This window comes from Aneurinibacillus tyrosinisolvens (assembly GCF_001015055.1).
In the GTDB taxonomy this organism is placed as follows: Bacteria; Bacillota; Bacilli; order Aneurinibacillales; family Aneurinibacillaceae; genus Aneurinibacillus_A; species Aneurinibacillus_A tyrosinisolvens.
In genome coordinates this window covers 1-4,968 of the sequence record NZ_BBWZ01000093.1, presented here as the reverse complement: position 1 = coordinate 4,968, position 4,968 = coordinate 1, and the positions used below count along the sequence as shown (strand labels likewise).

Genomic DNA, 4,968 nt, shown 5'->3' with positions numbered 1-4,968 from the left:
TTTTATCAAAGTGCAGGATAATTACATTTTCCTATGATAAATCAAGGTAAACTATATAATGTTTAACATTATGTAATAAAAAAATGAGGATAGATGTTAGCAGAGAGTTATCTGCTTATCTATCCTTTTTTGTACTACAAAAAGACCTCTTTTACCACGACATGTATTACAAAAAAATTTCATTTAAAACTTTCAAAGTGTTTAGATACCCGTTGTTTATTATTTTCTGCGATATATTGTTCAGCATCAATGAGTCGCTGTACAAGCTCTACCTTCGATAATTTCATGTATTTACTTTGAAGCTGACATTTGTCTCGGTCTGGCTTTAACCTTCTATAATCGAAGGTACTCGTAATACCCCCTTGATTCCTCTTGGACTTATTACTCTTTTCCTTTTGCTTATACGTATTACTATGCTTCTGATAATACTCCTTTAAATCAGGATTTGAGCGAATGGTATTTTGATGAATTCCCTTACCTGTAGAATCAAGCTCTTTGGATTTCTCATGAATATTCTTGAGGGTTACAGGTTTTCCTTCTTTGATAAGAGCATCAATGGTTGTTTTCCCTAACTCAAAGGAACGTTCCATCCTTTTCTCATGAATAGCATGGAGCCAAGGATGGTCATCGTTTGTTGAAGTGAATGGTTGGTTCATATTTCCGTTCCTCCCTATACTGTTTTATCTGCTCTATTTCTTTCAGTTCAATCCTGGCTTGCTTTCCCATTTCCTTGGCTTTTCTTACTTCTACAGCAAGACCATTCTTCGCAAAATGTTTCTCCAAATTCTTTGAAAGCTCAATTACATCTAAAAGTTCATGTTCTTGTTCTGGTTCAGGGATTTTTGCCTTACAGCCTAAACAAGCCATTTTGTTCGGGCATATGTAGTCGGTTACACATGTTCCACCTAATACTTTATTGAATACCCCTACCTTTTTGTTATACTCTTCCAACTCCTGTTGTAACTCCTCTGGATTGCGTAATAGGGCATCATCAATATCAATTTCACTGGAAATGATATCATGATACTCACCTACAGCCTGAGCTACTTGACTAGGCGTAGGGGCAGAATAATAGCCCGTCACATTGACATCCCGCTGATGAAGAATTTTTGCCACAATGTCTATGGGCATCTTTTGACGTTGCACTGCTTCTGTAGCGAAAGCATGGCGTAAAAGGTGCGACTTCACCGCTATAACAATGCCTTCTTGCGTTTCATATCTCAAATTATGTAGTAAAAAGCGAATACAAGCTGTTATGGTCTTATCTTTCATTGCTTTATTGTGATATTGAAAGAAATATCGTTTTGGCTCTGGGAATAGATGACCTCGTTCATACCGATATCCCACTCTTGGAATGTCAACGCTGTTATAATGGTCTTTTAACATGCGATACACGTCTTGAACATAGTCCATCGTTTGTTTACTGACGTAAAATTCTTCAACCTCACTACGTCCTTTTGGAATCGCTCGAAAAGAATAATGAAGCTTGCCATTCACTTGTTTTCTTTCGATGCGCTCCTTGCTTAACTGTAATATTTCGTTCATCCTTGCACCAGTGGTCGTAAAGATATCTATTGCTAATAAACCAAAGGTGCAAGCCACATAAAAAGACTCTACATCGAATAGAATGCCATCTGTTTTATCTTGATGAAGAGAAACAAAAATGCTTGGATTCAGAACTCCTTTATGACCTGAGAAAAAAGGAATAGGATTTTTTTTAGATGCTTCCTCACCGTATCCCCAAATAGATAACAACGAACGCTTCTGTAGCATTTCTTCCTGGGTAGCGTTCTGGCTCCATTGCCCAATTACGCCCTCTATGATTAACTCAGAGAACCATAAACCTTCAGCATCGTCTTCATCGTAGAGTCGTTCAGCCTTAACAAATTCAACAAAAAAGTGGTTATTATCGTCTGAATACCTTCCTTTCCGATTCATTGCCATTTGAAGAACCGATTCAGGAAATTGCTCTTGATGATGTAAGACAAACGATGCCTTGTCCCATAAACGGAAATAAAAACGTTCTCCAATGCGTTCAGGTTCATCGTAGTTAAAATCTAAAGGCATAGAGTGTGGTTGCTTTTGAGCATCTTCTATGGCTTTATGAAAGGCTTCTCTTAATCGTTTTATTTGGCTCCAACGAAAACGTGCAGTGGCTCGAATTTCGGGTAAATAGGGTACAATCGCATCCGTTTCATCTTTACGGTTATTTTGACGCTCTTCCAAAGCTAATTTTGTAAAAGAAAAATCTCTACTATCGAAAGATGGCATAGGGAACAAAAATTGTTCAAAATAGGTTTGTTGGTCACTGCTCAATTTTTGTTGTAGCCATTTATTTGTTGAATACGAAAGTGTATTATACTTTGTTAAAAAATCTGCTCTCATACTATTCGTATGTTCAGAATATACATCGCCTTTCAAGTATGCATACATATGAATGTTCACATCAAATTCATTCATATCATGCAGGGAGTAGATGCTGAATAAATCATTCATTCTTGGATTGATTCCTCTAATATATTTATAAATTGTATTTACGTCTAAATTTTTATCTACTTGAACCAACGTAGTAAACAAAATATGGTTACTCCAAGGCTTAGCTATGCAGTTATTATAAAAATACTTTAGAATGCGTTCATTTACTTTATCCAATAAAAACATACCTCTGGCATCTTGAAGGTGAAGGATATGTTCATCCACCTTTCCCTCAAACTTTGGATACCATTCTGAAGTAGGGATGGGTTTTGCTTCAACAATCACTTTTTTGTGACTCCTCTCATTCAAATAATTCTTGTAAGCCATCATCTATTTCGATTTCTTTTTTCGTTTCCAAGAGAGTAAGATTTTGCTTTTTTCTTTCGTTTTGTCTGTTGTTCTTCCAAATACTCTTGTTCTTTCTTTTCCATACTTTCAAGCATCAGGTCATGAGCTTGCCGATGTTTTTCTTCATCAAAATAATGCTCGTATACTTGAATGGTGTCGGGATTTTTCCACTTCATATATTTGATAAGTTCATCTTTGCGTTGCTTAATTTCCGCTTCCGTTTTGGAGATATTAAAGATTTCACGTAGCCTTGTTGTTACAAACCAGTGCCTTGCTTTATGAGGATTTAACTTCATTTCGCTTCTTCCAATGGCTGCATTCCAGTGATAATACCAAGCTTCATAGGTAAGTGGAGTTCCGAATTCTGTAAGGAAAATTGGAGCATCGTCAGGCAAGTCCTCAAATCCTGACTGTTCAGGGTCAAACTTCTTTCTTTCGGTATTGATATAGTGTATAAGACGCTTTACGGTGTCTTTACCAAAACGTAAAAACTTTACTTTCCGACCATGACTTCCTTTATTAAACGTGTTTACTTCTTGGAAACTTTTCCTCGAACGGTAATCTCCAATGGTTAATTCGATAATTTCCGATACTCTTGCTCCTGTTTCAAAAAGCATCCGAGCTATGACCGTTTCTCGTTGCGACCAATTCACCTTTTTCCCTGCTTGATAGACTTGAAAGGGGAGGTGGGGGTCGTCAATAATTTGAGGTTGCCACTCTTCGTTAATGAGCTTAAAAAAGGAATCAGTTAATCTACGTGCTGGAATAGGGTCTTCCGTTCCAGCTAAGGACGGCATACGTGGCTTGTCTTTTCTGGCTCCCTCTGTATGGCTCTTGTAATCGCTCAGAATGGCTTGTGAGTCTATTAGGGGGTTAGAATATGGATACTGTTTCAGAAAAATCATTGACTTGTAGAATGCCTTCATCGCTGACAAGAAACGATTGACTGTATTGGGACTTTTATTTGTACGATTTACAAAACGAAACGTATCCTTTTCACGCACCTTACATGCCATTTCATTCATGAGATAATCTTCCATAGCAACTCGTATCGCTTCTGGTGCATCATTCCACTTAACACATGCTCCTTGATAATTACTATGGATATCCAGCCAACTAAAAAATGGTAGAAGACATTGTAAATAAGAAAAAGCGGTACTACGGCTCTTCCTACCAAGTTGGTCATGATAAAAGTCAGTGAGTGGCAAAAAAGGTTCCTCATATGGGTCAAATACGAGTAAAGAATATCGGCTTTTTACACCTTCTGGACAATAATCGTAATAATACGGCATTGTTCTCAACTCCTTTCAATAATGTTTAGAAGATAACGCATTTAAGGTACGTATGTTCGGTTTTTAGGTCTAAAAAAAATCATTCTTCCTCTAACCAGTTGTAGAAGGTGAATGGAACGGGTTCTCTTTGTGGTGGTATATTCATTTTTTCTTCAATACTTTGCCATCCCCGATTTATTTTCTTCGGCAAAGTTGAAGCAGACCAATTTTCCCGAATAGCTCGCTTAATGAACCCCAATGGATTTTTCACTTTTGTTGGGGACTGTTGCATAATGAGCAGTATCTCAAGGGTTCGCTTGATGCCAACCAGGGAGAGGATGGTTACAATTTCCTCGGTCGGAGTAGTCAAGGTAACAGCTTCAAATGCTAACGTGACTAAAGTTTTTTCTTCATCATCATCTTTTTTAACAGGTTCGGCTTCAGCAGTGAGCCTTTTCTCAGGTAGCAGTTCCAACAAATCACTTTCTGAAATTCTCCACCCTTCTTTGTCACTGTTTTTTGTTGAGTTAGGAAATTTTCCTGAACGTATCCATCTCTTGATTGTTTCCTCACTTTTTCCTAATCGAATGGACACTTCCTTCACCGTGAGTAGTTTCATATAAACACCACCAATGATTAAATTCCAATATTTACTTATTGATTTTATAGTAACTTCAGTTTATACCAAAATACTGTTGTTGTAATTTTTTTTTGTTGTGGTAGTAAATGAGGTCATTAAAGAGGTCATTACAACAAAAAAGGTATATCACGTTGTTTGTGACATACCTTCAACAAATATAATGTGTAACATTTAATCAAAGTTCTGTTTATGACTAATCATTTATCTCTTTATATATCTTTTATTTTACAGAGT

The 4,968-nt window shown here is 36.9% G+C and carries 4 protein-coding genes; all 4 read right to left on the bottom strand.

The genetic code is table 11. The features are described from left to right. Positions 1-179: 179 nt before the first annotated feature. The 4 genes from MBEAL2_RS28275 to MBEAL2_RS28260 all read right to left on the bottom strand — a co-directional run bounded on the left by MBEAL2_RS28275 (position 180) and on the right by MBEAL2_RS28260 (position 4,713). Positions 180-656 carry a hypothetical protein gene (locus tag MBEAL2_RS28275; RefSeq protein WP_047155522.1) on the bottom strand — a complete coding sequence of 159 codons (477 nt, stop codon included), beginning with the start codon at positions 654-656 and terminating at the stop codon, positions 180-182. Continuing rightward, positions 625-2,757 carry a tyrosine-type recombinase/integrase gene (locus MBEAL2_RS28270; protein ID WP_047155524.1) on the bottom strand — a complete coding sequence of 711 codons (2,133 nt, stop codon included), beginning with the start codon at positions 2,755-2,757 and terminating at the stop codon, positions 625-627. The genes MBEAL2_RS28275 and MBEAL2_RS28270 overlap by 32 nt, the downstream gene beginning before the upstream one ends. A 44-nt stretch (positions 2,758-2,801) precedes the next feature. After that, positions 2,802-4,115 carry a tyrosine-type recombinase/integrase gene (locus tag MBEAL2_RS28265; RefSeq protein WP_152667967.1) on the bottom strand — a complete coding sequence of 438 codons (1,314 nt, stop codon included), beginning with the start codon at positions 4,113-4,115 and terminating at the stop codon, positions 2,802-2,804. Between the two features lie 79 nt (positions 4,116-4,194). Continuing rightward, complete coding sequence (locus tag MBEAL2_RS28260) at positions 4,195-4,713, bottom strand: helix-turn-helix domain-containing protein (protein ID WP_052948086.1); 519 nt, start codon at positions 4,711-4,713, stop codon at positions 4,195-4,197. Positions 4,714-4,968: the final 255 nt, after the last annotated feature.